A 24,167-nucleotide genomic window follows, 5' to 3' on the forward strand; every position below is an offset into this window, starting at 1 on the left:
ATCGCCTGGCACAATCGTGTCGCATTGGTCAGCGGCAAGGGCTCGTGGTAAAAGCCGCCCGATCCGGAGTTATGGCGATGAACAAATTCACCCCCGCAAAGCCCGCCGGCGCGCGCAGCGTCGACGAGATCACCGGCAGCCGCCGCTTGCGGCGCATGCGCAAGGCCGACTGGTCGCGCCGCCTGGTACAGGAGAACCGGCTGTCGGTCGACGACCTGATCTGGCCGATCTTTGTCATCGACGGCAAGAACACGCGCGAGCCGATCGCCGCCATGCCCGGCGTCTTCCGCCTGTCGCTCGATCTCGCCGTCAAGGAAGCCGAGCGCGCGGCAAAGCTCGGCATTCCGGCGATCGCTACCTTCCCCAATGTCGAACTCGCTTTGCGCGACCAGACCGGTTCGCACATCCTCGACCCGGAAAACATCATCAACCGTGCAACCCGCGCCATCAAGGACGCGGTGCCGGAGATTGGCATCATCACCGATGCAGCGCTCGATCCGTTCACCAGCCACGGCCATGACGGCATTTTGCGCGACGGCATCATCGTCAATGACGAGACGGTGGAACAGGTGACGGCCGCAGCCGTCATCCAGGCGGCGGCCGGCGCCGACATCATTGCGCCGTCGGACATGATGGACGGCCGCATCGGCGCCATCCGCGACGCGCTCGATGCCAATGGGTTTTCAGACGTGGCGATCATGTCCTACGCGACGAAATTCGCCTCCGCCTTCTACGGCCCCTATCGCGAGGCAGTCGGCACCGCCGGCCTGCTCAAGGGCGACAAGAAGACCTACTATCTCGATCACGCCAATTCCGACGAAGCGGTGCGCGAGGCCGAGCAGGACATCGCAGAAGGCGCGGACATGCTGATGGTCAAGCCCGGCCTGCCCTATCTCGACATCATCCGCCGTCTGAAGGACGAGTTCCAGATGCCGACCTTCGCCTACCAGGTGTCGGGCGAATATTCGATGATCAAGGCAGCCGCCGCCAATGGCTGGATCGACGGCGAGAAGGCGATGCTGGAGAGCCTGCTTGCCTTCAAGCGCGCCGGCTGCGACGGCATCCTGACTTATTTCGCGCCTGAAGTGGCGCAGATGCTGAAGGGATAGCCGCGCCGTGGCCACCCTGCTCCACCTCCTAAAATTCCACGTCGAGTTCGATAATGTCCTCGGGCTCGGCAAGCGCGTCCCGCGTCCACTCCTGCATCAGCGACCAGTCGAGGATCACCTCGCAATAGCCCGCGTGTGGCGCTTCGAGCTCAACCGCATAGGTGCGGAAACGGGTGCAGACCGGCGCATACATCGCGTCGGCCACGGTCGGCGAGGAGCCGAACATAAACGGCCCGCCATAGGCTGCCAGGCATTCGGACCAGATCGTCTTGATCCGCTCCACGTCCGGGCGCGCGCCGGAAAAGATCTTGAAGCTCTTGTGCCGGGCTTTCAGGCTCATCGGCAGCGCCGAGCGCAAATTGTGAAAGCCTGAATGCATCTCGCCTGATACCGCACGGCAATGCGCGCGCGCCACGCGGTCTGCAGGTAGCAGACCGGCATCCGGCATCGTCTCGGCCAGATATTCTGCGATCGCCAGCGTGTCCCACACGGTCACCCCGTCATGGGTCAGCCGCGGCACCAGCACCGATGGTGACAGGAGCAGCAATTCCTGCCGTTGTTCGGGGTCATCGATGTCGATGCGCTTCTCCTCGAACTCCAGCCCGGCCATGCGGCAGAGTAGCCAGCCACGCAAGGACCAGGAGGAATAGTTCTTCGACGAGATCGTCAACGTCGCCTTGGTCATGCCGTCGGCCCTCCTAGCCCCTTTGCCGGCAACAATCCTCTCGCAATGCACAAAATTTTGCACTAGATTTTTTGCGCTGCCACATGGCGGCTTCGGAATGGGATGCATCTCGATGCTGTACCAGGCCTACCAGCTTCAGGACGACCTCATCGCCCCGTCGCGTTTTTTCGCCGATCTCTTGCGCTCGGCGATGAGCAGCATGGTTTCAGGCGACAGCGTAAAGCAGCGCCTTGCCGCCGGGCTGGAGATGATCGGCCGCTTCAAGCTCACCCATACGCGACCGGATTTCGACATCAGATCCGTCAGGGTCGGCAATCGCGACGTACCGGTCACCGTCGAGACAGCACTCGAGCTGCCGTTCGGGACGTTGCTGCGCTTCGCCAAGGACATGGATACGCGCCAGCCCAAGGTGATGGTGATCGCCCCTTTGTCGGGCCACTTCTCGACGCTGCTGCGCGGTACGGTGGAGACGCTGCTGGCAGACCACGAGGTCTACATTACCGACTGGGCCAATGCCCGTGACGTACCGCTCGTCGCCGGCCGCTTCGGCGTGGATGACCATGTCGACTACATCATCCGCTTTCTCGAAGCGATTGGCCCGGGCGCGCACTTACTGGCGGTCTGCCAGCCCTGCGTCCAGGCGCTTGCCGCAGTCGCCGTGATGTCCGAGGACAAGCATCCTGCGACACCGCGCTCGATGACGCTGATGGCGGGGCCGATCGATCCGCGCGAGAGTCCGACCAAGGTCAACGAGTTCGCCGTCAGCAAGTCGCTGGCGTGGTTCCAGAGTTCCGTCATTTCGCGCGTGCCGTGGCGCCATGCCGGCGGCGGACGCCGCGTCTATCCGGGCTTTCTGCAGCTTGCCGCGTTCATGGCCATGAACATGGATCGCCATAAGAAGGCCCACCAAAAACTGCATGACCATCTGGCGACTGGCGAGACCGCCGAGGCCGAGAAGATAAAAACCTTCTACGACGAGTATCTGGCGGTGCTCGACCTCACCGAAGAATTCTATCTCGAAACCATCGACCGCGTGTTCCAGAAGGCGGAGCTCGCCACCGGTACGTTCACGTTCCGGGGCAGCCCGGTCGATCCGGGCGCGATCCGCAACACGGCGCTGCTGACCGTCGAGGGCGGGCGCGACGACATCTGCGCCCTCGGTCAGACCTCGGCCGCGCATGAATTGTGCCGGTCGCTGCGTCCGCATCTGAAGCGCCATCATTTGCAGGCCAATGTCGGCCATTACGGTGTCTTCAACGGCAAGCGCTGGGAGCGCGAAATCTATCCGGCCGTGCGCAATCTCATCCTGTCGATGGAATAGGTTTTGCCCACAGGGACGCTGAAGAGATAGCCGGAACCCGAACGTACCGGGTTCCGGCTTTTCCTCACGCCTTCGGCAGATAAGGGATCGTTCCGGCCAGGTCGGTATCGTCGATCAGCTGGAAGCGGCTGTCGCTGCCCTTCTGGCGCTCCGCCACAAACGGGGCGTATTGCGGATCGTTGGTGAAGGCTTCGGCTGCCTTTGCCGACGGAAACGCCATGATGGCGATCAGGCTGGTGTCGAGCGGCTTGCCCTCGAGCGTCTTCACATTGCCGCTGCGGGCGAGATACTTGCCGCCATGCTTGTGCACGAGGTCGTGCACCGAAGCGGCATAGGCCGGCACCCATTTGTCGTCCTTCACCTTGATGTCTGCGATCACGTAAGCGGTCATTGTCTAACTCCTCATGGATCGGCGCCGGACTGCCCGGCGACGTGACCGCCGCCTCGCATGACGGCGCCGGGCCCCTCCAGTCACCAAACTGTACCAGGGGGACCAGTACAGCTTCTGTACTGGCTGATCTCAGGTTTTCTGAATAAGGTTCGGCAACTTCTTTTGGAGATCGCCACATGACACAAGCCGGATATAAGCAGTTCTGTCCGCTCTCGATGGCGGCGGAGCTATTGTGCACACGCTGGACCATGGTGCTGCTGCGCGTTTGCGCCGCGGCGTGCCGAAAATGTCGCCAACCCTTCTGTCGCAACGGCTGAAGGACCTCGAAGCGGGCGGCATTGTCGAGCGCACCGAGATCGAATCCGAAAAGGGCGTGTTCGAATACCGGCTGACCGAGGCAGGCCGGGATTTGCGCCCGGTGGTCGAAGCAATGGGCTTCTGGGGTCAGAAATGGGTCGAGGCCAGGCTCTCCCTCAAGAACCTCGATCCGTCGCTGCTGATGTGGGACATGCGCCGCAATCTCAACCCCAGTCCGCTGCCCGACGGGCGCACCGTGATACAATTCCTGTATCACGACCTGCCGGCGTCAAAACGCTCATGGTGGTTGATCGTCGAAAAGCACGGCGATGTCGATCTGTGCTGGTACGATCCGGGCTTTGACGTCGATCTCTATGACTCGACGGACCTCTGCACCATGACGTCGATCTGGATGGGGCTGACCACGGTTCACAAGGAACGCGACAAGATCAGCCTGACCGGCGATCTCGACGTCGCCGGCAAGATGCAGGCCTGGCTTGGCCTCAGCCCGTTTGCGATGATGCCGAAGCGCGCCGCGGCTTGAGGCCAGTTGCCCGTCACAGGCGCCGCAAATTTGCTGACCTATCCCGCCAGCGCTCTATACTCGTAAATGCTGGGGCGACGCCGCGTCGGGACCTTGTCTGTCAGGTCAACCACGCGGATCCATTTGCAGGCGTCACCTCGCAAGGTGACCTTCCGGCCGATCACCTTTTCGGCTGCCCCAAACGGCGTGCTGGCGTGGGTCTCCTGACTCTCCTGAACGACCTCTCCGTCCATCCTCTCGACGCGATATGCCTTCATCTCGTGCGCTCCCGACTCAGGGCCTCCCGAAGGGTAACGCGGCGGCTTTTTCCGTCAACTATTAGAATATTCTAAATCTTTGTGATTTTAAAAAAACCACTTGCAATTCGCAATCGGTTTGCTACAAAGCAACTACTTGCAAATTACAATCGGTTACCTCGGAGGCTTTCATGTCCAAGCTGCGTGTCAATGCATTCACCCTGTCGCTCGACGGTTTCGGCGCCGGTCCTGACCAGACCCTGCAAAACCCGCTGGGCGTTGGTGGCGAGGAGCTACACAAATGGATGACCGGCACCCGCACCTTCCACGAGATGGTCGGCAAGGATGGCGGCACCACCGATGTGGACGACCGGTTTACCGTCCGCAGCTTCGACAATGTCGGCGCCTGGATCCTCGGCCGCAACATGTTCGGGCCAATCCGCGGCGATTGGCCGGACGACAGCTGGAAGGGCTGGTGGGGCACCAATCCGCCCTACCATGTGCCGGTCTTCGTGCTGACGCATTACAAGCGCGATCCGATCGAAATGGAAGGCGGCACCACTTTCCACTTCGTCACCGGCGGCATCCATGAGGCACTCGACCAGGCGAAAGCCGCTGCCGGTGGCAAGGATGTCCGCGTCGGCGGCGGCGTCTCCACCATCCGGCAGTATCTCCAGGAGAAGCTCATCGACGAGTTGCATCTGGCGGTGTCGCCGGTGCTGCTGGGCAAGGGTGAGAATCTGTTTGCAGGCCTGGATATGCTCAAGCTCGGCTATCAATGCACCGAGCAGGTGGCGACGGCGCTTGCCACGCATGTGACGATCAAGCGGGGTTAGGTGGCGAACCCCTCGGCGCAGGCTCCTTTCTCCCCGTCCCTATACGGGGAGAAATGCCCGGCAGGGCAATGAGGGGCAGCGCAGCCGGTCGAAGAATTGCGTTGGAGGATGCATGGTTGACCCAACTATCGCGGTCAGCGCTGGCCCTCATCCGCCCTTCGGGCACCTTCTCCCCGTGAACGGGGAGAAGGAAAAAGTGCTTAATACTTCTCCGGCACGTAAAGCTCCCGCGGTAACACCTGGCGCTCGTATTCCGGATTGAACACCCGCTCGGGCAGCGTGATCTCTTCGTGCGGCACCTCCTCATAGGGCATCTGCTTGAGCAGATGGTCGATGCAGTTCAGCCGCGCCCGCTTCTTGTCGTTGCCTTCGACGATGTACCACGGCGCCTCGGGAATGTTGGTGCGGGCAAACGTCTCTTCCTTGGCCTTGGTGTACTGCTCCCAGCGCACGCGCGACTGCAGATCCATCGGTGACAGTTTCCACTGCTTCATCGGATCGTGAATGCGCATCAGGAAGCGCATCTGCTGTTCTTCGTCGGTGATCGAGAACCAGTATTTGACCAGCGTGACGCCGGAGCGGACCAGCATGCGCTCGAACTCCGGCACGTCGCGGAAGAACTCCTCGACCTGATCCTGGTCGGCAAAGCCCATCACCCGTTCGACGCCGGAGCGGTTGTACCAGGAGCGGTCGAACAGCACGATCTCACCGCCGGCCGGCAGATGCGGCACGTAACGCTGGAAATACCATTGCGATTTCTCACGCTCGGTCGGCGCCGGCAGCGCCACGACACGAGCGATGCGCGGGTTCAGGCGCTGGGTGATGCGCTTGATGACACCGCCCTTGCCGGCGGAATCGCGGCCCTCGAAAATCACCACCAGCTTTTTCTTGTGGTAGGCGACCCAGGACTGCAGCTTAATCAGTTCCGACTGCAAGCTGATCAGGTCGCGAAAATACTGCATGCGATCGATCGAGGGCGGATGGGCGTTCTTGTAGATCTTGGCGATCTCCAGCGACAGCGCCGGCTCCGACATTTCAAGCTCATAGTCTTCGTCGAGCGTGTCGGCGAGTTCGGCCTCAAGCCAATCCCTGGCCGGAGAATTCTGCTTTAACTCGGTCATTTCTGCTGCTCCGCTTGCCGGCTGTCATGAAACCCTGAGCCGACTTGATATAGGCCGGCAATGACGGTTTTATTGCAAACCGCCGGCCAGCCGATCATCGCCGCAAATCGGCGGGGCATGGTGGATCCATTGCCGTGGCATGGCGACAAACCGCTTAAATTGTCCTACAAATGGCTGACCCATTCGGGCGGCCCCCGCCCTTCTCGACCAAAACCGCCCCACCCCACCAAAATTGCGAGGATCTGACATGGAATACCGCACGCTTGGCCGTTCCGGCTTGAAAGTTTCGACGCTGACGCTGGGCACCATGACCTTCGGCGGCAGCGGACCGTTCGCCGCCGTCGGCAATTCCGATCTCGCGGAGGCCTCTCGCATCATCGACACCTGCATCGATGCCGGCATCAATCTCATCGACACCGCCAATGTCTATTCGAACGGCCTGTCGGAAGAGATCATCGGCGAGGCGCTCGGCGGCAAGCGCAAGAACGATGTGCTGATCGCCTCCAAGGCGCGCATGCGGATCGGCAAAGGTCCCAATGACGAAGGCCTGTCGCGCCATCATCTGATCCGCGAATGCGAGAAGAGCCTGAAGCGCCTCAGGACCGATGTCATCGACATCTATTTTCTGCACGAATGGGATGGCACGACGCCTCTCGAGGAGACCATGGCCGCGCTCGACACGCTGGTTGCCCAGGGCAAGATCCGCTATGTCGGCTGCTCCAATTACTCCGGCTGGCAGGTGATGAAGGCGCTAGGCATCAGCGACAGCCAGCACCAGCCGCGCTTCATCACTCAGCAGATCCATTACACGCTGGAAGCGCGGGAGGCTGAATACGAACTCTTGCCGATCTCGGTCGACCAGGGCCTTGGCGTGCTGGTGTGGAGCCCGCTTGCCGGCGGCCTCTTGTCGGGCAAATACCGCCGCGATAGCCCGACCGCGCGCCAGCTTGCTGGCTGGTCGGAACCGCCGATCCGCGATGAAGACCGGCTGTGGCGGATCGTCGATGTGCTGGTCGACATCGGAGCGGCACGCGGCGTCTCGGCGGCGCAGGTGGCGCTTGCCTGGCTGCTCGGCAGGCCGGCCGTCAGCTCGCTGGTGATCGGCGCGCGCAACGAGACCCAGCTTAAGGACAATCTTGCCGCCGCGGCGCTCGCCCTCACCGCTGAGGAACGCGACCGTCTCGATGCCGTCAGCCGGCCGCCGGTGCTCTACCCCTACTGGCACCAGCAGTTCACGGCGAAGGACCGGTTCGGCCCGGCCGATCTGGTTCTCGACCGCAGCGTCATCTGAAAGACTGTCGAAAGCCGGCTAGCCCGCGATAAACCGCCAGACCTCCGGATCGGGCTCGATCTGGCCGCTGAGCACGAAATATTTGTAGAGCACGAGCAGGCTGATCGCCTGCTCGGCCCGCTCGTCGGCGAATTTGCGGCAATAGGCGTTGGCCGCCGCGACGATGCGCTGGGCCTCGGCCGGATGCCGCTCGAGATGGTGCACCCGGTCCGCAAGATCGCTGAAATCGGGCGCCAGCGGCACATAATGGACATCGGGCTCCAGCTGCCCCTCGGCGAACCATGTCTCGTAAGTCGGCGGCGGCATGAGGCAGAGCGAATTCGAGCTCATGATCCATTTCAGATTGGTTGCGACATCATTGCCTTCGAGGGAAATGATGTAGCGGTAGCGCCGCTGCTGATCGATGGTGAGATAGGGTTTTCGATATTCCGCCGGCGCCGTTGCCCTTGGCGTGCCGACATCGCAGATAGGCAGGTCGCGGGCGGCCTCCAGCAGCAAGGTGCGGATCGGATTGTTGAGCTCGCCGCGCCAGACGACGAGCGGATGCTTGTCGGCGAAGGCAACATCGTCGGCCGGCATGTGGAAATGACGGAACTTGTTCAGCTTGAACAGGACGCCGTTGCCGTTGTCGCCGGCGATCGGCCGGTCCTTGACGATCGACGGCATCTTCGGCACCTCGACGACGTCGCCGAATTCCAGGTCGATGCGCAGACCCGGATCGAAATAGCGGGTGAACTCCTTCAGATCGTAATAGTACATGCTGCGGTCCGTCGGCAGCCGGCTGGCCGGCACGGCCTCGGGGCTTGGTGTAAAGGGCTCCCGCAGCGTGTTGTAATAATTGAGCCGCTCACGGACCGATGCATCGGAAAGCCTGGCCTGAGCGAGCAGACGGCCGAGCTGGCGCCGGAAAAGGGCCGGCGGCGCGATGTCGCGCATGGCGTTGCGCGCATAATAGACGAGCTTCTGTGCGTTTCTTTGAAGCGTGGCCATCGGTCGTTTTGATTCGAAATCGGTCGGCGGCGGCTCCAGTAACTGTCCCGCAGCCTTTTCTAAACCATTGTGTTAGCCATCACGCAAGTCCCGAACCGCTGGCATCTGCCCTCCCCGCGCTGTTGTGTTTGCCGGCCAATGCTTCTAGGCAGGATCAGGCACAGCGAAAGGAAACGATATGGCGCGACCACCGAACTACGGTCAGGAACGCAAGGAGCGCGACCGGCAGAAGGCCGCCAAGAAGGCGGAGAAGCTGGCCGCCAAGGTTGCGGCCAAGGAGCGCTCCGAGCCTGAAAACGAGGCCGGTTCCGAAACCGAGACCGAGACGGCAAAATAGGCAAGACAGGATTGCACGATGTCCGGCCCGCAACACGGGCCGGACTCCGGCGATGCTGTTGTGAATCAGGCCGTCGCTTTATCGCTGACGAAGACGTTGACTTCGCGCGCCGCGGCAATGAAGGCGCGCCTTGCAATCATCGCCGGCTTGTCGCCGGCCAGCGCATCATGACAGGCCTGCAGCGCTTCGCGATGCTTGGGGCTGCGCTTGCCGGGCCAGCTGTTGAGCAGGTAATCGGAGGCCTCGCGGGCCGTGCGCAGGAGCTGGTTTTCTCCCCCCGCGGCCGCCTTGACGGTCACGGGTGTTTCAAATCGGTTGTTTTCCATGGCCGCTCCTTACGCCATCGGCGCTCATGAAGCGAGGCCGAAAGCGGATGGCGCCGGCGTTCTGTCACCTTCGTGACCGATATCAAACGGCGACGACGGCAAATCCCCTGGCGCGCAGACCACGCCGGTCATTGTGCAGCGACGTCACCAGGCGGTCGCGGCTGCCGACAATATGGGCGGAAAGCCGCGCTGCCGCCGCGTCGGCGTCGCCCGCCCGCACCGCCGCCAGGACGGCGTGATGTTCGCTCCAGGCGCGGCCGAGTGCTGCCTCGTCACGCACTTCCAGCCAGCGCGCCCGCGACAGCCGCGTCATGGCATCGCGCACCGCCCTGAACAGGAACTCGTTGCCGGAGAGCCGCGCCAGTTCGATGTGGAAATCCATGCCGACGCGATGCCATTCCTCGCGCGGGGTAGCGGCATCGCAGGAGTCCAGCATCGCCTCGATGATTTCTATGGCGCTTCTGTCGGTCAGCGCCGACGTCAGCCTGACGGCCGCTACCTCGACCGCCTCGCGGTACACCGCGATCTGCTCCAGTTCGGCAAGGTTGATCGGCGACACCGTCCAGCCGCGCCCATCGCGGCAGATCAAGCCTTCCGTCTCAAGCCGCAGCAGCGCTGCCCTAACCGGCGTGCGAGAGGCGCCGAAGCGGTTCTCGATCCAGCGTTCCGTCAGCCTTTCGCCAGGCCCGACCTCGAGGCCGAGGATCATCTCGCGAAGCGCGTTTTCGACGATCTGCATCTGCGACATCTTTGGTTCCGTTGCTGGCGATCGGCCTCGCATTGAGGTCTGGCCGATCACGTTTGAGAGCGCCGCATTGACAGCGGCAAAGCTTGCGTTCAAGACGGATACCAACTTGGTATCCCAAAATGGTATCCGCAGCAAGCGGACAGGACATGACATGCCGCAGGACAGTGCAGCGGAAGCGACGCAAGCGCCCTCGACCTACAATGTGCACTGGCGGCGCAACCTGTTCGTGTGTTTTGCCGGATCGTTCAGCACGCTTGTGGCGATGACGCTGCTCTTGCCGTTCCTGCCGCTCTATGTCGAGCAGCTGGGCGCCGTGGGCCACGCAGCGATCGTGCAATGGTCGGGCATCGCTTTCGGCGCCACCTTCTTTGCCGCGGCCCTCGTCGCGCCGCTGTGGGGGCGGCTGGGCGACCGCTACGGCCGCAAGGTAATGCTGGTGCGCGCCAGTTTCGGCATGGCGATCTGCATGTCGCTGACCGGGATGGTGCAGACCGTTTGGCAATTGGTGCTGCTGCGGCTGCTGATCGGTTTTGCCGGCGGCTATTCCTCGGGCTCGACCATTTTGGTCGCCATGCAGACGCCGAAGGAACGCTCCGGCTGGGCGCTCGGCGTGCTGTCGGCCGGCATCACCGCAGGCTCCCTGGTCGGCCCGCTGCTCGGCGGCGCGCTGCCGCCGCTGATCGGCATCCGCGCCACCTTCCTCATCGCCGGCGGCGTCATTTTCCTGGCGGCACTGGCGACGACATTCCTGATCAAGGAGATGCCTCGTCCGCCAATGCAGGCAAAACCGAAGGAGAAGCCTAAGGGTGGCTGGGCGCAGATCCCCGACAAGCGGCCTGTCGTCGCCATGCTGGCGACCGGCATGCTGTTCACCTTCGCCAACATGTCGATCGAGCCGATCATCACTGTCTATGTCCAGCAACTGGTCGCGGACGCCAGTCGGGTGACACTGATCTCGGGCGTCGTCATGTCGGCGGCCGCACTCGGCGCCATCCTGTCAGCGTCACGGCTGGGCAAGCTTGCCGACCGCATCGGCCACTGGAATGTCATCGTCGTATCGCTTGCCGTTTCGGCAATGCTGCTGCTACCGCAAGCCTTCGTCACCGAAAGCTGGCAACTGGTCGGCCTGCGGTTCCTGATGGGTCTGGTGTTGGGCGGGCTCTTGCCCTGCATCACCAGCGTCATCCGCCACAATGTTCCCGATGGCGTCGGCGGCAATGTGCTGGGCCTGGCGATCTCGGCGCAATATGTCGGCCAGGTCGCAGGCCCGCTGCTCGGCGGCTTCGTCGGTGGTCATTTCGGCATGCGCGCGGTGTTTCTCGGCACATCCGTGCTGATGGCCGGCGGCGCTGTCTACAACTGGCTGGTCCAGTCACGCCGCACGCGTGACATGCTGGCGGTCTCAGGCAAATCCTGACAGGTTGCGCCGCTTACCGCCAATCACAGGAGCCCGAGACATGAGCATCGCCGACCATCCGGCAGAAGGCAGCGCCCGCATCCTGGTCTTCGCCGGCGGCCTGTGCGGCGCAGCCGGCGTGGCGCTGTCTGCGGCATCGGCTCATCTTGGCGGTGCCTTTGTCGGCACCGCCGCATCCTTCCTGATCATGCATGCGCCGGTGTTTCTGGCCGTTGGCCTCGCCCGCGCAAACCGGATCCTGCGGATCGGCAGCCTGGTGCTCCTCATCGGGCTGGTGCTGTTCTGTGGCGACCTGCTGGCGCGCGATTTCGTGGGATCGCGGCTTTTCCCGATGTCGGCGCCGATCGGTGGCAGCTTGCTGATCGCCGGCTGGCTCGCGATCGCGGCCTCGGCCCTGGTGCGCCAGCGTTCTTGAATCGGCGGGGCAAGAGACCCTGCCCCGACCGATATTTTTCACACGAGGCTCAATCCTGCCGGCGTTCCGGCAGCAGGTCGCGCTTGCGCTTGGCAGACTTGGTCAACCGCTGCCGTTCCGGCCGCTCGGTAGCTGGCGAGATGCCCCAGTAGCTGCGATAGATGTCTTCGAACAGATGCTTCACGGGATGCATGGTTCGGTCTCCTCTTAGAGAATTGAATCGATCCAATCAGCCGGCACGAAAATGCCTTGCTGATCAGCTCCGCTTGCGTTCCACGAGGAAGTGCAGGTCGCGCTTCCACGGGCCAGTCCGGCCACGGCGCTTGCGGGTGGCGGCATCCGAGGCGATGCCCCAGTCATTGCCGTAGATGTCTTCGAACAGATAATTCATGGGATGCATCGCACCCTCCTCTTGAACCGATCCAATCGCATTGCAGTAAATTGCCTTGGATCGATTCAAATATAGACCCTCCTCCGCTTCCGATCAAGAGAAAATTTGAACCGATCCAACGAAAGTGTTAGATAGGCCCGGTTTAGGAGACGAAGATGACGGTATTGACCTCCGGGAAGACGAGACCAGTGCGGCTGGCCGATATTGCCAAGGCAGCCGGCGTCTCGCACGGCACCGCGTCCAACGTCTTCGCCCGACCCGAGATCGTGCGCGAAGAGGTGCGCGAGCGGGTCAAGGCGGCGGCCGAAGCCATGGGCTATTCCGGGCCGGATCCCAAGGGCCGACTGCTGCGCGCCGGCAAGGTCAATGCCATCGGTGTGGCGACGGCAGAGCCCCTCTCCTATTTCTTCGACGATCCTTTTGCCCGCGTCATGATGGCCAGCATCTCGCAAGCCTGCGACGCCACCGGCGCCGGGATTTCGCTGGTCTCCGCCGCCAACAACGAACAGCTCGCCTGGAACATCCAGAGCGCGCTGGTCGACGGTTTTATCGTGTTTTGCATCGAAGGCGGTTCACGGCTGGTCGAGCTGGCGCGCGAACGCAAACTGCCTTTCGTGGCGCTCGACCTCGATTCGGAGAATGAGGCGGTCGCGGCGATCGGCATCGACAACATCGCCGGCGCCAGCCTTGCCGCGCGCCATCTGGCCGAGTTCGGCCATCGCCGCTTTGCCGTTCTGGCCCTGGAATCCGCCGACGCCGGCTTTGGTCCGGTCACGCAAGAGCAGGTCGAGACGTCGTCCCTCTATTCCGGCACGCGCGACCGTCTGCGCGGCTATTTCGCCGAACTTTCCCGCTTCGGCATCGACGTCTCGCAAGTGCCTATCTACGAAACCCTGAATGACGAAGAGACCGTGCGGGCCGGTCTCGAGCATATTTTCGCGCTGCCGCAGCGGCCGACGGCAATCCTGGCCATGTCGGACAGGATGGCGCTGCATGCGCTCGACTGGCTGCGCCAGCACGACATCGCCGTGCCGGGCGACGTGTCCATTGTCGGCTTCGACGGCGTGCCGGAGGGCGCGGTATCCAAGCCGCCGCTGACCACCGTCGCCCAGCCGATTGCCGAGATGGGCCGGCTCGCCGTCAAGGCGATCCTGGAGAACGACGGCTCGCTCAGCCGGCAACTGCTGCCGGTCGATCTGGTGATCAGAGCCTCATCAGGCCCCGCTCCTGCCTAGCCTTCATCGGCTCAGCCTTGCCACCACGGGCGACATGCCGAAAGGCTGGCGAGCGGCCGGCGCTTCGGTGCGAACCGGTTTCTTGCCCGACCAGCCGATTGCGGACAGCCATTCGAGATAGAAGGCGAGCGCGAACTGCATGGCGATGCCGGCCGATATCAGCAGGGCGTCATAGGCAAGGCCGCCCGGATTGATCAACCTCATCACCTGCGCCACCATGGCGATCACTGTGCCAGCAAGGAACACCGGCAGCGAGCGCTTGCCGAGCAGAGCGAGCGGATGGTCGCGACTGAGGCGGAACAGGTTCGAGAATGCCGGCAGGGCGACGATCAGATAGCTCACTGCCAGAATGTGCAGCAACCGCGGCAGCGACAGGAAGGTCTTGTCGAAGCCGCCGATCACCACTGGCAGGTCGAACCAGGTGATCTGGCCCCAGAGCGGGCTATGAACCCAGACCAGGGCCACCGCGACATAGGTCGCGGCGGCGCCCACCAGCCAGCGATTGACGGGAATCGTACCGCCGCGCCGGACATGCAGCATGCCGGCGAGACCAATGTTGAACAGGAACTGCCAGGACAGCGGGTTGAGGAACCAGAAGCCCGGCTCGGGATAGTTCGGCGGCGCGATCTGCCAGATGCCGGCGACGAGCCACAGGGCACCAGAAAAGACCAGTGTCGGCAGCGGCCTGTAGCTGATGAAGAGCAGGAAGACCGGCGCCATCAACAGCAGCGCCGCATAGACCGGCAGGATGTTGTTGTAGCCAAGCTGGTGGCCGAGCGTGACGATGCCGACCATCACCTCGGGCGTGTTCTTCATCAGCGGTTCGATGTTGATCAGTTTCAGCAGCTCAGGCCGGTGGGCGAGGACCGCCGCCGCGCAGAACATCGCCATCACCACCATGGTGGTGACGATGTGGGCGGTGTAGAGAACGCCGGCGCGGCGCCACATCTTCAACGTCGCCAATAGCCGACCGCCGGTCTGGAACTTGCTGCCATAGGCGAGCGCCACGGACATGCCGGAGATCAGCACGAAGGCTTCCGCCGCGTCCGAGAATCCAAAATTCTTGTAGGTCAGCGTTTCGAAGACGGTGCCCGGCACATGGTCGATATAGATGATCAACAGAGCAAGCGCGCGGAACACGTCAATGCGGGTGTCGCGTTCGGCGCGATCCGGCGGGAGTTGCGTAGTCATCGACAAAAGGCCTCAAAGCGAGAGCAAGGGTGCTCGTGTTGTTCATGCCGGGATGCGACCATCGGCGCACACCGCTTCGATTCCTCCCGCGGGAAGCATATCGGCGCAGAAACGGTCTGAAATGAGCCTGGTTCAATCACATTTCGCGGAGCGTGAAAATATTCCGTTTTGAAGCCGGCAAACGAACAAAACAATCACGAAATCAAAGAGATATGAGCGTGCCTGAATATACTGACAAGCATGACGTTCTGCACCAGGATCTGGCCTTCCCTTACCGGTTCGTCGAGCCGGCAAATGCAAGCGGCGAGTGCCTGTTTTTGCTGCACGGATCGGGCGTCGACGAAACGACGATGCTGCCGATTGCAAGGCAGATCGCACCCGATGCCGCGCTGGTCGCGGTGCGGGGCCGCATCCCCCAGGAGGACGGCTTCCGCTGGTTCGAGCGGATCAGCCCGACCCGCTTCGAGCAGATCAGCATCCGCGCCGAGACATCAGCCTTCGCCGCGTTTGCAAGCGAGGCCGCAAGGCGCCATCGGCTCGATCTCGCTCGCGCGACTTTCCTCGGCTATTCCAACGGAGCCAATCTGGTGTCCAGCCTGATGCTGCTCCACCCCGGCCTCGTCCGAAAAGCGGCGTTGCTGAGAGCGATGCCGGTGCTTGACGATATTCCGTCAACCGACGTCAGCGGAACGCGGGTTCTGATTATTGCCGGCGCCGCCGACGAGACCTACGGGCCGTTTGCGCCGGCGCTGGTGACCCTGCTCACCAAACGCGGCGCCGAGGTCGACGCTCGGATCGTCGCCTCAGGTCATGACATCGGCGACCCTGACGCCGCGATCGTCAGGCAATGGCTTGCTGCGCCGATTGCTGCATAGCAAATCATCACTACCAGGTCGTGCCGGCAATCGTGGCCATCCCTCCGAAAGTGGCCAGGATTGAGAGAGCTATCGACGTTCGCGAACGCGCCGCGATCTAGGCTAAGTAAGCCGGGAGCCTACTGGCCGCTGCCCGTGTAATAAGCGCGGTGGACGAGCTTCTTTGGATCTATCTAGTGGAATGTGCTATGATTCTTGTCGTGGGCAAGAAGGCAAAGCAGAAAATCGAACCCCAGGCAGATCGCGAAATGGCGATCGAAGCCGCCTACTTTGCCCGCAAGTTCGGCCTCACCAAAGAGGAAGCGCTCAAAACCCTCAAAGAGGCCGGCGTCGTGAAACTGTTGCCTAGCAGAAATCCAGCAAGAACCCGATAAGGGCTGGCTTGCGCGACACGGTTTTTGGCCAGAAGATCAAACGAACTTCAGGCCTAGGCTTTTGCGTCAGATCTGTATGGACGCTTCATCGCCCATAATCAGATTTTGGCGCCCGCTCCGCGTCAGCCGCCAAGGCGCGTGACAAAATAGGTGAGTGCCGAAATTGCCGCCGCGGCCGGCAAGGTGACAATCCACGCGATGACGATGTTGCCGGCAATGCCCCAGCGCACGGCCGAGACGCGGCGGGCAGCGCCGACGCCGATGATGGCCCCGGTGATCGTGTGGGTGGTCGACACGGGAACGCCGAGCCAAGTGGCCGCGAACAGAGTGATGGCGCCGCCGGTTTCGGCGCAGAAGCCCTGCATCGGGTTCAGTCGGGTGATTTTCGAGCCCATTGTGTGAACGATACGCCAGCCGCCGAGCAACGTGCCCAGAGCCAGCGCCGACTGACAGGTGAGGACGACCCATAGCGGCACGTAGAAATTGGCGCCGAGCATGCCTTGCGAATAGAGCAGTACGGCGATGATGCCCATGGTTTTCTGGGCGTCGTTGCCGCCGTGTCCGAGCGAATAAAGCGAGGCAGAAAAGAACTGCATGACGCGGAAGGTGCTGTCGACGGCGAACGGCGTCTGGCGCACGAACAGCCAGGAAACGACCAGGATCAGGACCAGCGCCAGAACAAAACCGGTCGCCGGCGACACGACGATTGCGGCGACCGTCTTGCCGAGCCCCGTCCAGACGATGGCGCTGACGCCGGCCTTCGCAATACCCGCGCCAACCAACCCACCGATCAGCGCATGCGAGCTGCTCGATGGGATGCCAGCAATCCAGGTGACGATGTTCCAGACAATGGCGCCGACAAGCGCCGAAAAGATTACCGCCGGCGTGACAATGGTGACGTCGACTATGCCTTTTCCCACGGTCTCGGCGACATGGAGGCCGAAGAACATGAAGGCGATGAAATTGAAGAAGGCCGCCCATAGCACCGCATATTGAGGCCTCAGCACGCGGGTGGAGACGATGGTGGCAATGGAGTTGGCGGCGTCATGCAGGCCATTGAGAAAATCGAAAAACAGCGCGACGGCGACAAGGCCGGCCAGCACGGGAAAGGCGATGGTGGCTTCCATCGCCTAAACGTTCTCGATGACGATGCCGCTGATCTCGTTGGCGACGTCCTCGAAGCGGTCGACCACTTTCTCCAGCTGGCCATAGATCTCGCTGCCGATCAGGTAGGCCATCGGATCGCTGCGGCCATGTCGCTTGAACAGGTCCTTCAACCCTTGCTCATGCAGATCGTCGGCGCGGCTTTCGACGCGCATGACTTCTTCTGCGATGGCGTTGAGGCGCACCGTGTGCGTGCCGACCTTGCTGAGCAGCGGGATCGCTTCGGCAACAAGCTTGGCGGCGGCAACAATGACGCTGCCCATTTCCTGCATCAGCGGGTCGAATTCCTTCTTTTCGAACAGCTTCACCGTCTTGACGGTCTTGTGCATCATGTCGATGGCATCATCCATCGACTGAATAAGATCCTTGATGTCGCCGCGATCGAAGGGCGTGATGAAGGAGCGCCGCACCGCCAGCAGGACTTCGGCGGTGATGTGATCGGCCTCGTCCTCGAGATCGATGATTTCCTGGCACCAGCGCTCGATATCCTTGCCCTGGAGAAGCTGCTGCAGCGCCTCGGCGCCACCGACTACGGTACGGGAATGCCGTTCAAACAGATCGAAAAAGCGATCTTCGCGCGGCAGCAGCTTGCGGAACCAGCCCAGCATCTCGATCTCCCGTCGCGCCCGTCCACACCCATCAACTCACATAACGCCCCATCGAGCCACTGAAAACAGTAAGCCGGCTGAAAGATGTGGATGCGGGCGAATCGCAGATGCTGGCGCTGCTCGCCCAGATGGAAGGCTGAGCTGAGGCGCGTTACCCCTGCCCCATCCGGTTCCAGGCATCGAGCCCGGCGATCTTGTAGGCTTCGGCCAGCGTCGGGTAGTTGAAAGTGTTGTTGACGAAGAAGTCGACCGTACCGCCGAGATTGATCACCGCCTGGCCGATATGGATCAGTTCGGTGGCGCCCTCGCCGACGATGTGGGCGCCAAGCAGGCGGCGGTTTTCGACCGAGAACAGCAGCTTCAGGAAGCCAGTGTTGACCCCCATAATGTGGCCGCGCGAGGTCTCGCGAAAACGCGCCACGCCGACCTCATAGGCAGCGCCGCTCTCGCGCACCTGTTCCTCCGACTGGCCGACGGTGGAGATTTCCGGCACCGCGTAAATGCCATAGGGGAAGGTTTCCGGCGGCGGCGGCAGCTGCACGCCAAAAGCGTGGCAGGCGGCCACCCTGCCCTGCTCCATCGAAGTCGAGGCAAGGCTCGGAAAACCGATGACGTCCCCGGTGGCATAGATGTTGGGCACAGCGGTCTGGAACGTCTGCGGATCGACCTTGATGCGGCCCCTGGAGTCGGCATCGATGCCGACCACGTCGAGGCCAAGGCTGCCGAGATTGCCGCTGCGGCCGGCGGCATAGAGCACGACCTCGGAGCGGATGGTGCGGCCATCGGCAAGCGTCACTTCGGCATAGTCCGGCTTGGAAACGATTTCCTTGACCGTACTGCCGAGGCGAATGGTCATGCCGCGGTCGCGCATCTGGTGGATGAAGTCGTCGACGATCTCGCGGTCGACGAAATCGAGAATGGTGTTGCGCGGCTCGACCAGCGTCACCGGCACGTCGAGGGCCGAAAAGATGGTGGCATATTCGACGCCGATGACGCCGGCGCCGATGACCGTCAGCGTGCGCGGCAGGCGGTCGAGTTCCAGCATCTCGTCGCTGTCGAAGACGCGGACCTTGTCGAAGGGTACGTCGCGCGGCCGGTGCGGCCTGGTGCCGACGGCGATCAGCGCATTGGCGAAGCCGACCTCCGAGTAGTCGCCATTGTCGGCGGTCAGGCTGATCTTGTTGGGACCGAGAAATTTCGCCGTGGCGCGTGCGCTCTTGACCGCATTGCGCATGAACTGGTGCTGCAGCACCTCGACCTCGTGGTCGAGCGTCTTGTGCAGGCGATCGACCAGATCGCCGATCGAAATATCCTGCTTGACCCGGTAGCCGCGGCCGTAAAAGCCGCGCTCGCGCCAGCCGGAGAGGTTCAGCACCGTCTCGCGCAGCGTCTTGGACGGGATGGTGCCGGTGTGCACCGAGACGCCGCCGAGGCGCCGGCCCCTGTCGATCACCAACACCGATTTGCCGAGCTTGGCCGATTGCACCGCGGCGCGGCGGCCGGAAGGGCCGCTGCCGATGACCAGCATGTCGTAGTCCATATTTCCCCGTCCCCTCGGCGTCTTGTTGCGCCGCAGCAAGCTAAACTGGGAAGAGTGTCATGTTCAACTGCCCAGCCCGCAAACTCGTGCGGTTCGGCGCAACTGTGATGAATCTACCGGCGTAATGTGAGAACTGCTCGAGAAAGCTTAACCCGACGGCAACGCTTGCGTGCAATGGTCCCTCTCGAGGGGATCGCCGGGGTGACTGATTTGAGCATTTTCAAGAGTGAGACACTGCCTGGCGCACAGGCGGGTTTCTGGTCCAGCCTGCGCGGCGGCGAAATCCTCATCGATCTGCGCGAGGGACTGTTCCGTTTCATAGCGCTGGCTGTCGCCGCGCTCTTTGTCTATCGGGGCATGCAGCATCTGGTCGTCGATCCGGCTCGTCTCAACCTGTTGCTGCTCATGATCTCCGACTCGTTGACTTTCATCTGGTTGCTGACGGCCCGGCGACCCTTGGTGCGCGACTGGAACCCCTTCACCGTCTTCATCGCTCTGGCAGCCGGTTTCGGCGCCGGCTTCGTCTCGATGGAGGCCGGCGTTCCTGTCATTCCGCTCTATATCGCGGCGCCGATCCAGTTCATCGGGCTTTGGATTGTCATCTGGGGCAAGGTGTCGCTTGGCCGCTCCTTCGCCATCCTGCCCGCCAATCGCGGCGTCGTGACCGGCGGCGCCTACCGGGTCGTGCGGCATCCAATCTACGCCGGCTATTTGGTCGGGCACATCCTGTTCCTGCTGTCGAGCTTCTCGATCTACAACTTCACCGTCTATGCCATCATCACGCTTTTCCAGATCCACCGCATCCTGCGGGAGGAAGCCATCCTGGCAAGGACACAGGAATACAGCGAGTATATGGACAGGGTCCGCTATCGCCTTGTGCCCGGTATCTTCTAGGAACGGTCAGCCGAACGCCGGAGTGTCCGTTTCTTGAATTCGCCGTCGCCCTCACCATTTGAAAGGGCGACAGACATTCCAGTTGGGATGCCATGGCGAGGACATGACATGAACGCGCGCGTACTTGACGGCGAAATCATCACCAGCAGGCTCGACGACGTCAGGGCCTATGACGGTGTGCGCACGCGGCGCATCCTCGCCTTCATTATCGACTATTGCATCGTGGCGCTGCTCACCATTCCATTCGCGATCCTGGTGGCCGTGCTTGGCCTTTTGACCTTCGGTCTTGGCTGGGCGCTGTATTCCATCCTCGTGCCGGCGGTCGCCATTCTCTACATCTGGAACACGCTGGGCGGTCGCAACCAGGCCACTTCGGGCATGAGGATGATGGGCATTCGGCTCGATCGTCTCGACGGCAGCCGGATCGACGGGCTCACCGCTGTTGTCCATTCGGTGCTGTTTTGGGCGAGCACTGTCATCCTGACGCCGCTCGTCCTCCTGGTGACGCTGTTTTCCGATCGCAAGCGCACGCTGCACGACCTGCTGCTTGGCACTGTTGTCAGCCGCAGCGACCGTTGAACCGGCGTTCAAACGACCCCAACAACCATTTGTGCGCAAATTTGAAGGCGTTCGTTCAAGCGTGCCTTCACAATCCTGTTGAATTTTTCGCCGGCGAGGCCAAAGGTAGAGCGATTCGCAGGAGTGTTTCCAAGGTTCGATGACCCAGCATCCGACCCAGTCGCCGCAGTTCTTCCTGACCGCGCCATCGCCGTGCCCGTATCTTGAGGGCCAGTTCGAACGCAAGGTGTTTACGCATCTGGTCGGCGACAAGGCGCCGGAGATGAACGACCTGTTGACGCAAGGCGGCTTCCGGCGCTCGCAGAACATTGCCTACCGGCCGGCCTGCGAGACCTGTCGCGCCTGCGTCTCGGTGCGCATCCTGGCGCAGGAATTCACCGCCAGCCGCAACATGAAGCGGGTGATCCAGCGTAATTCCGATCTCATCGGCGCCATGCACGACGCGCAGCCATCAACCGAGCAATATTCGCTGTTTCGCGGCTATCTCGACGCCCGCCACCGTCGCGGCGGCATGTCCGACATGACGGTGCTCGACTACGCCATGATGGTCGAGGACACCCATGTCGACACCAAGGTCATCGAGTACCGGCGCCGCGGCCCCGACACTTTCATCACCGGCAAGGGCCAGGGCGAGCTGATCGCCGTGGCGCTGACCGACAAGATGGCCGACGGCCTGTCGATGGTCTATTCCTACTTCAATCCTGAGTTCGAGGACCGTTCGCTTGGCACCTTCATGATCCTCGACCATATCGCCCGCGCCAGAGCCATGGGCCTGCCCCATGTCTATCTCGGCTACTGGGTCAACGGCTCGCGCAAGATGAACTATAAGATGCGCTTCATGCCGCAGGAGCATCTCGGCCCGAAGGGCTGGGAACGCTACGACCACGAAGCGGTCACGCGCTGATCTTTCTTCTTTCCCAAATCCGGGCCTGAACATTTTCAACGGGGACGATGCCGGTCTTTTCGCTGTTGGCGGAGAGTGCGCGATTGCGCCGGCCGGTCATCCTGCCTCTCGTCCATTGCGAAAGTCATTGCATGTCATCTCACAACGCTCACACCAAAGGACTTCTGCTCACCGCGCTTGGCGGGTTGATGCTGACCGTCGACATCCCGCTGATCCGGCTCGCTCATGGCGAAGCGTGGACGATCCTTTTGCTGCGCACCGGCTGCACCTTCGTGGCGGCGCTGATCGTATGGGCCGTCTGGCGCTCGTTCAGCAAGAATGCGCCGCGCCTCATACCCGGCTGGTCGGGGCTGATTGTCGCCGTGATCTACGGGCTCGGCGCGGTCGCCTTCATCACCGGCGTCTACAACACCTCGACCGCCAATCTGGTATTCATCCTGGCCTTCTCCACCATGTTTTCGGCGCTGCTGTCATGGCTCTTTTTGAACGAGCGGCCGCGGCCGCTGACGCTTGCGGCAATGGCGCTGATGATCGTCGGCATCGCCATCATCGTCGGCGATTCCATCGGCACCGGACACCTGTTCGGCGACGTGATGGCGTTGTGTTCGGCCTTCGCGATTGCCTGCGCCATCACCATCTCGCGCGCCAGCGGCAGGGATATGGGTTTCACCGCATTGACCGGTGTCCTCCTGCCTTTTGCGTTGGCGGTGTTCATGGTCTCCAGGACCGGTTTTCAAGTGGAGGCGCCATGGTGGATCATCCTCAACGGCGCCGTCGTCATGCCGTTGGCCTTCTTCTGCCTCGCTAACGGGCCGAAATACATTTCAGGTCCAGAAGTGGCGATGTTCTATCTCCTGGAAACCGTGCTGGCGCCGGTCTGGGCGTGGATGATCTTTGCCGAGACGCCGTCGTGCAACAGCCTGATCGGCGGCGCCATCCTCATCGTCACGCTGGTCGCGCATTCGCTGTGGCAGTTGCATGAGGGGCGCAAGCGTCGGGCAGCGCTCGCGGTTGCCTATCCTGTCTGACTTTTCTTCGCCGGACCGGCGACAATCTCAATCTGTGGCGGTCCGCCTTCGAGCTCTGCCACGGGATCGGGAACGGTGTCCTCGGCCAGTTCCACCTCGCGCAGCCATTCGCGCCAGATCGCCACCAAGAGCGCCATTAGCACGGGGCCGATGAACAGGCCGAGAAAGCCCATGGTCTTGACGCCGCCGATCAGGCCGAAAAAGGTCGGCAGGAAAGGCAATTTGATCGGCCCGCCGACCAGTTTCGGGCGCAAGGTCTTGTCGACGATGAAGAGTTCCACCGCGCCCCAGATGAACAGCGCCAGTCCCGCCATCGGCGAGCCGCTGGCGGCGAGGTAGATCGACACCAGGGTAAAGGACAGCGGTGCGCCGCCGGGAATCAGCGCCATCACGCCGGTGAGTGCGCCGAGCGTCACCGGCGACGGCACGCCGGCCAGCCAGTAGGCGACGCCCAGCACCAGCCCCTCACCGATGGCGATCACGGTCATGCCGGTGACGGTGGACGAGATGGTTGCCGGCACGACTCGCGAAATCCGCTCCCAGCGCGTCGGCAGGATGCGTTCGCCGAGACGGTCGATCTGGGCGGCGAACTGCTCGCCGTCGCGGTAGGCGAAGAACAGGGCGATCATCATAAACAGCAGTGTCAAAAGCAGGCCGAAGGCGCTGCCGCCAGCCGCCAGCACGCCGCGATAGATGCTGCCTATATTGGCGCCGCTGACCAGCTGGATGAGCTCGCCGATGCCGCCGGGGTGGCCGAAATTGTCGACCCACTGTTCGTTCAGCCACTCGCCGATCACTGGCAGCGTCGTGATCCAATGCGGGGTGACGGCGCCATGCCGGTTAGTCTCGATCGCCCAGCCGACCCATTCGCGGACTTCGTTGATGGCGTAGGTGCCGGCGAGCGCGATCGGCACCACCAGGAAGGTGAGGATGAACAGGATGGCAAAGGTCGCGGCAATCGTGCGGTTGCCGCCGACGCCGGCAAGCAGCCGGCGATAGAGCGGCCAACTGGCGAAGGCGATGACAAGCGCTGCCAGCACCGGAAACAGAAAGCCGTGGAAGAAATACACACCGGCGGCGACGATCAGCACCAGCAGCCAGCGCGCCGCCGACAGCGGCGGAATGACGGCGGCCCTCAACGGCGTCGACAGGCCGAACAGGCGCTGCTGACGCTCCGGCTTCTGGATCTTCGCTTCCTTCAAACGCCCATCTCTCCCCGGCCTACCAAGCGTTTATGCACTGTTATAGTGCCGCAATCGTGACGATAGTCCAAATGGTTGGGAATCTCCCCCTCGAGGGGGAGATGGCCGGCAGGCCAGA

General features: G+C 62.4%; 28 protein-coding genes and 1 pseudogene. 15 read left to right on the forward strand and 14 right to left on the reverse strand.

Annotation, left to right across the window (positions count from 1 at the left end; genetic code table 11):
• The first annotated feature begins 77 nt into the window (after positions 1–77).
• The gene (hemB, locus tag JQK88_RS27460; RefSeq protein ID WP_192253223.1) at positions 78–1,109 is read left to right on the forward strand and encodes a porphobilinogen synthase; all 1,032 of its coding nucleotides are present in this window, start codon (positions 78–80) and stop codon (positions 1,107–1,109) included.
• 28 nt (positions 1,110–1,137) lie between these two features.
• Here hemB and JQK88_RS27465 read toward each other — a convergent pair whose 3' ends face one another.
• Entirely contained in the window at positions 1,138–1,794 is a 657-nt protein-coding gene (locus tag JQK88_RS27465) for a glutathione S-transferase family protein (protein WP_203280044.1), read from the reverse strand.
• Positions 1,795–1,906: 112 nt separating this feature from the next.
• On the opposite strand from JQK88_RS27465, the gene JQK88_RS27470 reads away from it, so the two are divergent.
• Positions 1,907–3,115 carry a polyhydroxyalkanoate depolymerase gene (locus JQK88_RS27470; protein WP_203280045.1) on the forward strand — a complete coding sequence of 403 codons (1,209 nt, stop codon included), beginning with the start codon at positions 1,907–1,909 and terminating at the stop codon, positions 3,113–3,115.
• A 64-nt stretch (positions 3,116–3,179) separates the two neighbouring features.
• Here JQK88_RS27470 and JQK88_RS27475 read toward each other — a convergent pair whose 3' ends face one another.
• Positions 3,180–3,506 (reverse strand): DUF1330 domain-containing protein, encoded by a 327-nt coding sequence (locus JQK88_RS27475; protein ID WP_023693250.1) that lies wholly within the window; start codon positions 3,504–3,506, stop codon positions 3,180–3,182.
• 176 nt (positions 3,507–3,682) lie between these two features.
• Between JQK88_RS27475 and JQK88_RS27480 the strand changes: the two are divergent.
• Positions 3,683–4,347: pseudogene (locus JQK88_RS27480) on the forward strand (winged helix-turn-helix transcriptional regulator).
• A 38-nt stretch (positions 4,348–4,385) separates the two neighbouring features.
• Here the strand turns inward: JQK88_RS27480 and JQK88_RS27485 are convergent.
• Positions 4,386–4,604, reverse strand: coding sequence for a hypothetical protein (locus JQK88_RS27485; RefSeq protein WP_203280046.1), 219 nt, complete (start codon positions 4,602–4,604; stop codon positions 4,386–4,388).
• A gap of 170 nt (positions 4,605–4,774) precedes the next feature.
• On the opposite strand from JQK88_RS27485, the gene JQK88_RS27490 reads away from it, so the two are divergent.
• A complete protein-coding gene (locus JQK88_RS27490) occupies positions 4,775–5,419 on the forward strand; it encodes a dihydrofolate reductase family protein (RefSeq protein ID WP_203280047.1) in 645 nt (214 codons plus the stop codon).
• Positions 5,420–5,619: 200 nt separating this feature from the next.
• Here JQK88_RS27490 and ppk2 read toward each other — a convergent pair whose 3' ends face one another.
• On the reverse strand, positions 5,620–6,540 hold the full coding sequence (ppk2, locus tag JQK88_RS27495) for a polyphosphate kinase 2 (protein WP_112567462.1): 921 nt from the start codon (positions 6,538–6,540) through the stop codon (positions 5,620–5,622).
• 247 nt (positions 6,541–6,787) lie between these two features.
• On the opposite strand from ppk2, the gene JQK88_RS27500 reads away from it, so the two are divergent.
• Entirely contained in the window at positions 6,788–7,831 is a 1,044-nt protein-coding gene (locus tag JQK88_RS27500) for an aldo/keto reductase (protein WP_203280048.1), read from the forward strand.
• A gap of 18 nt (positions 7,832–7,849) precedes the next feature.
• On the opposite strand, the gene JQK88_RS27505 is transcribed toward JQK88_RS27500, so the two are convergent.
• On the reverse strand, positions 7,850–8,821 hold the full coding sequence (locus tag JQK88_RS27505) for a glycosyl transferase family 90 (RefSeq protein WP_203280049.1): 972 nt from the start codon (positions 8,819–8,821) through the stop codon (positions 7,850–7,852).
• A 178-nt stretch (positions 8,822–8,999) separates the two neighbouring features.
• Here JQK88_RS27505 and JQK88_RS27510 point away from each other — a divergent pair, with 178 nt between their 5' ends.
• The gene (locus tag JQK88_RS27510; protein WP_192253203.1) at positions 9,000–9,158 is read left to right on the forward strand and encodes a hypothetical protein; all 159 of its coding nucleotides are present in this window, start codon (positions 9,000–9,002) and stop codon (positions 9,156–9,158) included.
• A gap of 65 nt (positions 9,159–9,223) precedes the next feature.
• Here JQK88_RS27510 and JQK88_RS27515 read toward each other — a convergent pair whose 3' ends face one another.
• Both JQK88_RS27515 and JQK88_RS27520 read right to left on the reverse strand, forming a co-directional pair.
• Positions 9,224–9,484 carry a DUF982 domain-containing protein gene (locus JQK88_RS27515; RefSeq protein WP_112563470.1) on the reverse strand — a complete coding sequence of 87 codons (261 nt, stop codon included), beginning with the start codon at positions 9,482–9,484 and terminating at the stop codon, positions 9,224–9,226.
• Between the two features lie 82 nt (positions 9,485–9,566).
• A complete protein-coding gene (locus JQK88_RS27520; RefSeq protein WP_203280050.1) occupies positions 9,567–10,232 on the reverse strand; it encodes a GntR family transcriptional regulator in 666 nt (221 codons plus the stop codon).
• 151 nt (positions 10,233–10,383) lie between these two features.
• On the opposite strand from JQK88_RS27520, the gene JQK88_RS27525 reads away from it, so the two are divergent.
• Both JQK88_RS27525 and JQK88_RS27530 read left to right on the forward strand, forming a co-directional pair.
• Positions 10,384–11,649 carry a multidrug efflux MFS transporter gene (locus JQK88_RS27525; RefSeq protein WP_203280051.1) on the forward strand — a complete coding sequence of 422 codons (1,266 nt, stop codon included), beginning with the start codon at positions 10,384–10,386 and terminating at the stop codon, positions 11,647–11,649.
• A gap of 40 nt (positions 11,650–11,689) precedes the next feature.
• A complete protein-coding gene (locus JQK88_RS27530; protein WP_203280052.1) occupies positions 11,690–12,064 on the forward strand; it encodes a DUF423 domain-containing protein in 375 nt (124 codons plus the stop codon).
• A gap of 49 nt (positions 12,065–12,113) precedes the next feature.
• Here the strand turns inward: JQK88_RS27530 and JQK88_RS27535 are convergent, their stop codons facing one another.
• Positions 12,114–12,257 (reverse strand): hypothetical protein, encoded by a 144-nt coding sequence (locus tag JQK88_RS27535; protein ID WP_203280053.1) that lies wholly within the window; start codon positions 12,255–12,257, stop codon positions 12,114–12,116.
• Positions 12,258–12,320: 63 nt separating this feature from the next.
• Positions 12,321–12,464, reverse strand: a complete 144-nt coding sequence (locus JQK88_RS27540) for a hypothetical protein (protein ID WP_203280054.1) — start codon at positions 12,462–12,464, stop codon at positions 12,321–12,323.
• Positions 12,465–12,610: 146 nt separating this feature from the next.
• Between JQK88_RS27540 and JQK88_RS27545 the strand changes: the two genes are divergently transcribed.
• A complete protein-coding gene (locus JQK88_RS27545) occupies positions 12,611–13,690 on the forward strand; it encodes a LacI family DNA-binding transcriptional regulator (protein WP_203280055.1) in 1,080 nt (359 codons plus the stop codon).
• A gap of 3 nt (positions 13,691–13,693) precedes the next feature.
• Here the strand turns inward: JQK88_RS27545 and JQK88_RS27550 are convergent, their stop codons facing one another.
• Positions 13,694–14,881 (reverse strand): OpgC family protein, encoded by a 1,188-nt coding sequence (locus tag JQK88_RS27550; RefSeq protein WP_203280056.1) that lies wholly within the window; start codon positions 14,879–14,881, stop codon positions 13,694–13,696.
• A gap of 218 nt (positions 14,882–15,099) precedes the next feature.
• Between JQK88_RS27550 and JQK88_RS27555 the strand changes: the two genes are divergently transcribed.
• Positions 15,100–15,756: an alpha/beta hydrolase gene (locus JQK88_RS27555; RefSeq protein ID WP_312037332.1), complete on the forward strand. Its 657-nt coding sequence runs from the start codon at positions 15,100–15,102 to the stop codon at positions 15,754–15,756.
• 188 nt (positions 15,757–15,944) lie between these two features.
• Positions 15,945–16,130, forward strand: a complete 186-nt coding sequence (locus JQK88_RS27560) for a hypothetical protein (protein WP_203280058.1) — start codon at positions 15,945–15,947, stop codon at positions 16,128–16,130.
• Between the two features lie 122 nt (positions 16,131–16,252).
• Here JQK88_RS27560 and JQK88_RS27565 read toward each other — a convergent pair whose 3' ends face one another.
• From JQK88_RS27565 to sthA, 3 genes are all read right to left on the reverse strand, one after another.
• Positions 16,253–17,257, reverse strand: a complete 1,005-nt coding sequence (locus tag JQK88_RS27565) for an inorganic phosphate transporter (RefSeq protein WP_203280059.1) — start codon at positions 17,255–17,257, stop codon at positions 16,253–16,255.
• A 3-nt stretch (positions 17,258–17,260) separates the two neighbouring features.
• Positions 17,261–17,902, reverse strand: coding sequence for a DUF47 domain-containing protein (locus tag JQK88_RS27570; protein WP_192253169.1), 642 nt, complete (start codon positions 17,900–17,902; stop codon positions 17,261–17,263).
• A gap of 151 nt (positions 17,903–18,053) precedes the next feature.
• The gene (gene sthA / locus JQK88_RS27575; protein WP_203280060.1) at positions 18,054–19,442 is read right to left on the reverse strand and encodes a Si-specific NAD(P)(+) transhydrogenase; all 1,389 of its coding nucleotides are present in this window, start codon (positions 19,440–19,442) and stop codon (positions 18,054–18,056) included.
• A gap of 201 nt (positions 19,443–19,643) precedes the next feature.
• On the opposite strand from sthA, the gene JQK88_RS27580 reads away from it, so the two are divergent.
• From JQK88_RS27580 to JQK88_RS27595, 4 genes are all read left to right on the forward strand, one after another.
• Positions 19,644–20,336 carry a methyltransferase family protein gene (locus JQK88_RS27580; RefSeq protein WP_312037333.1) on the forward strand — a complete coding sequence of 231 codons (693 nt, stop codon included), beginning with the start codon at positions 19,644–19,646 and terminating at the stop codon, positions 20,334–20,336.
• 108 nt (positions 20,337–20,444) lie between these two features.
• Complete coding sequence (locus JQK88_RS27585) at positions 20,445–20,915, forward strand: RDD family protein (RefSeq protein ID WP_112563497.1); 471 nt, start codon at positions 20,445–20,447, stop codon at positions 20,913–20,915.
• A gap of 139 nt (positions 20,916–21,054) precedes the next feature.
• On the forward strand, positions 21,055–21,819 hold the full coding sequence (locus JQK88_RS27590) for an arginyltransferase (protein ID WP_192253163.1): 765 nt from the start codon (positions 21,055–21,057) through the stop codon (positions 21,817–21,819).
• A gap of 131 nt (positions 21,820–21,950) precedes the next feature.
• Positions 21,951–22,847 (forward strand): DMT family transporter, encoded by an 897-nt coding sequence (locus JQK88_RS27595; protein ID WP_203280062.1) that lies wholly within the window; start codon positions 21,951–21,953, stop codon positions 22,845–22,847.
• Here JQK88_RS27595 and JQK88_RS27600 read toward each other — a convergent pair.
• Positions 22,835–24,049 (reverse strand): AI-2E family transporter, encoded by a 1,215-nt coding sequence (locus tag JQK88_RS27600; protein ID WP_192253157.1) that lies wholly within the window; start codon positions 24,047–24,049, stop codon positions 22,835–22,837. The two genes, JQK88_RS27595 and JQK88_RS27600, sit on opposite strands and share 13 nt — an antisense overlap.
• Between the last annotated feature and the right edge of the window lie 118 nt (positions 24,050–24,167).

Source organism: Mesorhizobium caraganae, assembly GCF_016836705.1.
Lineage (GTDB): Bacteria > Pseudomonadota > Alphaproteobacteria > Rhizobiales > Rhizobiaceae > Mesorhizobium > Mesorhizobium caraganae.

Excerpts from the sequence above, each read along its gene's own strand:
- JQK88_RS27530 (WP_203280052.1), top strand. The coding sequence starts at position 11,690 with ATGAGCATCGCCGACCATCCGGCAGAAGGCAGCGCCCGCATCCTGGTC.
- JQK88_RS27490 (WP_203280047.1), top strand. The coding sequence starts at position 4,775 with ATGTCCAAGCTGCGTGTCAATGCATTCACCCTGTCGCTCGACGGTTTC.
- JQK88_RS27510 (WP_192253203.1), top strand. The coding sequence starts at position 9,000 with ATGGCGCGACCACCGAACTACGGTCAGGAACGCAAGGAGCGCGACCGG.
- hemB (WP_192253223.1), top strand. The coding sequence starts at position 78 with ATGAACAAATTCACCCCCGCAAAGCCCGCCGGCGCGCGCAGCGTCGAC.
- JQK88_RS27560 (WP_203280058.1), top strand. The coding sequence starts at position 15,945 with ATGATTCTTGTCGTGGGCAAGAAGGCAAAGCAGAAAATCGAACCCCAG.
- JQK88_RS27525 (WP_203280051.1), top strand. The coding sequence starts at position 10,384 with ATGCCGCAGGACAGTGCAGCGGAAGCGACGCAAGCGCCCTCGACCTAC.
- JQK88_RS27535 (WP_203280053.1), bottom strand. The coding sequence starts at position 12,257 with ATGCATCCCGTGAAGCATCTGTTCGAAGACATCTATCGCAGCTACTGG.
- JQK88_RS27570 (WP_192253169.1), bottom strand. The coding sequence starts at position 17,902 with ATGCTGGGCTGGTTCCGCAAGCTGCTGCCGCGCGAAGATCGCTTTTTC.
- JQK88_RS27540 (WP_203280054.1), bottom strand. The coding sequence starts at position 12,464 with ATGCATCCCATGAATTATCTGTTCGAAGACATCTACGGCAATGACTGG.
- sthA (WP_203280060.1), bottom strand. The coding sequence starts at position 19,442 with ATGGACTACGACATGCTGGTCATCGGCAGCGGCCCTTCCGGCCGCCGC.
- ppk2 (WP_112567462.1), bottom strand. The coding sequence starts at position 6,540 with ATGACCGAGTTAAAGCAGAATTCTCCGGCCAGGGATTGGCTTGAGGCC.
- JQK88_RS27520 (WP_203280050.1), bottom strand. The coding sequence starts at position 10,232 with ATGTCGCAGATGCAGATCGTCGAAAACGCGCTTCGCGAGATGATCCTC.
- JQK88_RS27470 (WP_203280045.1), top strand. The coding sequence starts at position 1,907 with ATGCTGTACCAGGCCTACCAGCTTCAGGACGACCTCATCGCCCCGTCG.
- JQK88_RS27590 (WP_192253163.1), top strand. The coding sequence starts at position 21,055 with ATGACCCAGCATCCGACCCAGTCGCCGCAGTTCTTCCTGACCGCGCCA.
- JQK88_RS27545 (WP_203280055.1), top strand. The coding sequence starts at position 12,611 with ATGACGGTATTGACCTCCGGGAAGACGAGACCAGTGCGGCTGGCCGAT.
- JQK88_RS27500 (WP_203280048.1), top strand. The coding sequence starts at position 6,788 with ATGGAATACCGCACGCTTGGCCGTTCCGGCTTGAAAGTTTCGACGCTG.
- JQK88_RS27505 (WP_203280049.1), bottom strand. The coding sequence starts at position 8,821 with ATGGCCACGCTTCAAAGAAACGCACAGAAGCTCGTCTATTATGCGCGC.
- JQK88_RS27465 (WP_203280044.1), bottom strand. The coding sequence starts at position 1,794 with ATGACCAAGGCGACGTTGACGATCTCGTCGAAGAACTATTCCTCCTGG.
- JQK88_RS27565 (WP_203280059.1), bottom strand. The coding sequence starts at position 17,257 with ATGGAAGCCACCATCGCCTTTCCCGTGCTGGCCGGCCTTGTCGCCGTC.
- JQK88_RS27515 (WP_112563470.1), bottom strand. The coding sequence starts at position 9,484 with ATGGAAAACAACCGATTTGAAACACCCGTGACCGTCAAGGCGGCCGCG.
- JQK88_RS27595 (WP_203280062.1), top strand. The coding sequence starts at position 21,951 with ATGTCATCTCACAACGCTCACACCAAAGGACTTCTGCTCACCGCGCTT.
- JQK88_RS27485 (WP_203280046.1), bottom strand. The coding sequence starts at position 4,604 with ATGAAGGCATATCGCGTCGAGAGGATGGACGGAGAGGTCGTTCAGGAG.
- JQK88_RS27585 (WP_112563497.1), top strand. The coding sequence starts at position 20,445 with ATGAACGCGCGCGTACTTGACGGCGAAATCATCACCAGCAGGCTCGAC.
- JQK88_RS27475 (WP_023693250.1), bottom strand. The coding sequence starts at position 3,506 with ATGACCGCTTACGTGATCGCAGACATCAAGGTGAAGGACGACAAATGG.
- JQK88_RS27550 (WP_203280056.1), bottom strand. The coding sequence starts at position 14,881 with ATGACTACGCAACTCCCGCCGGATCGCGCCGAACGCGACACCCGCATT.